The sequence below is a fragment of the Rhodopirellula maiorica SM1 genome, assembly GCF_000346295.1.
In the GTDB taxonomy this organism is placed as follows: Bacteria; Planctomycetota; Planctomycetia; order Pirellulales; family Pirellulaceae; genus Novipirellula; species Novipirellula maiorica.
The window spans coordinates 1-1735 of sequence record NZ_ANOG01000621.1; the positions used below are offsets into that span (position 1 = coordinate 1).

Here is a 1735-nt window from a genome sequence, read left to right on the forward strand (position 1 = left end):
GCTGACCGGCCAGATGCGTTTCGGAGTTCCCAACGGAGGTCGTGTATTTCAGGCGCTGGCGGACCCTCCGTTGATTGCTCCGGGAAAAGTGACATTGCCGTCAATGCTACGGCAACAAGGATACACCACCGCGTGCTTTGGCAAGTGGCACATTGGGTTGACGTTTTACGATCACGATGGGCAACCGATCCATCATGGAAATCTCGAAGCGGTCCAGCGAATTGACTACTCGCGTCCCATCGACGGTGGCCCGGTGGATTGTGGATTCGATCACTTTTTTGGTACCGCTTGCTGTCCGACGACCGATTGGTTGTACGCATTTATCGATGGCAAACAGATTCCTAATCCGCCCATCGAACGGCTCGATCAGTCGACGCTTCCAAAGCATCCTTATTCACGCGACAACCGTCGTGGCATGGTGGCACCGGACTTTGATCTCGAAGAAGTCGACATGGTCTTTCTGAAAAAGAGTCAAGATTTTCTCACCAAACATGTGGCAGAAACGCCGGACAAACCTTTTTTTTTGCTGCACAGCACGCAAGCGGTTCACTTGCCGTCATTTCCCGGAAAAGCGTTCAAAGGCAAGACCGATTCAGGGCCGCATGGCGATTTCATTTTCGAGTTGGACTATGTTGTCGGCGAATTGATGAAGACGCTGGAACGTCTCGATATCGACGACAATACGCTGGTCATTTTTACGAGCGACAACGGTCCCGAGGTCCCTACGATCTATCACATGCGACATGATCACGGTCATGACGGGGCACGTCCGTGGCGAGGCGTCAAACGCGATAATTGGGAAGGCGGCCACCGCGTTCCGTTTCTCGTCCGCTGGCCCGGCAAAGTGCCGGCAGGGACAACATCATCGGAAATCACTTCGCTGACCGACGTGATGGCAACAATCGCCGAGATCATCAACACGCCGCTTCCCAACGATGCGGGCGAAGACAGTTTCAGCATGCTGCCCGTCATGTTGGACGCAGCCCCCAAGGATCCGATTCGTCCGTATGTATTGCAGCAAGGGTTTGGCGGTCGCAAATACTTGGCGATCCGGCGAGGACGATGGAAATACTTGGCACACAAAGGATCGGGGGGCAACAACTATGACACGCACCCCCAGCTGAAAGAGTATCGGTTACCCGACACAGCCCCCGAGGCTGCAGGACAACTGTATGATCTGGAAACCGATCCCGGCGAGACGCAGAATTTGGCGGCTACGCATCCCGAGATTGTCGAACAGCTGAGTTCGCTTCTAGAAGAATCGCTCGCCAGCGGCCGCAGTGCGCCGAGCCGCTAACAAGGGCCGCTAACGTCAGCGCTGTGAAGCATTTTGCTACGTCAAAGTCGTACAGACGTTATAGAGAAAATGCTTCGCGGCGTTTGGCTAAAACGCTATCGCAGATTTGAGCGCGAGACGTGTTAGAGTGCTTCGTTCCCCGCTTCGAGAATCTTTGTTTCTTCGCTGTCGGCGATAACACGTGCGGGGACGGCGACGCGGCGATACGAAAATTCGCGAATCAGTAGAAACAGATTCACGATGAACAACGCTGCACCGGTCAGGAAGGCGATCAATGCGACTGCTTCGTTAAAGGAGGTACGGCTAAACGTTCGTTCGATTGTCCAAATCCAATTGGTGAACTCCTGAAGCCCGTATTGTTGTGAGGGCCGCCGGTTGTAAGGCCATGAAAACCGTACGGCGCAATCACGCCCAACATCAGCAGGGCTGCGGTGACAC

At 54.4% G+C, this 1735-nt stretch carries 2 protein-coding genes; one reads left to right on the top strand and one right to left on the bottom strand.

Going from position 1 to position 1735, the window contains the following annotated elements:
- Window positions 1-1297: sulfatase family protein (locus RMSM_RS19925; protein ID WP_144057797.1), on the top strand; the 1297-nt coding region annotated here is incomplete at its 5' end.
- Window positions 1298-1419: 122 nt separating this feature from the next.
- Here the strand turns inward: RMSM_RS19925 and RMSM_RS42825 are convergent.
- Window positions 1420-1735 (bottom strand): hypothetical protein (locus RMSM_RS42825; protein WP_040768373.1); only part of this gene is annotated, 316 nt, incomplete at its 5' end.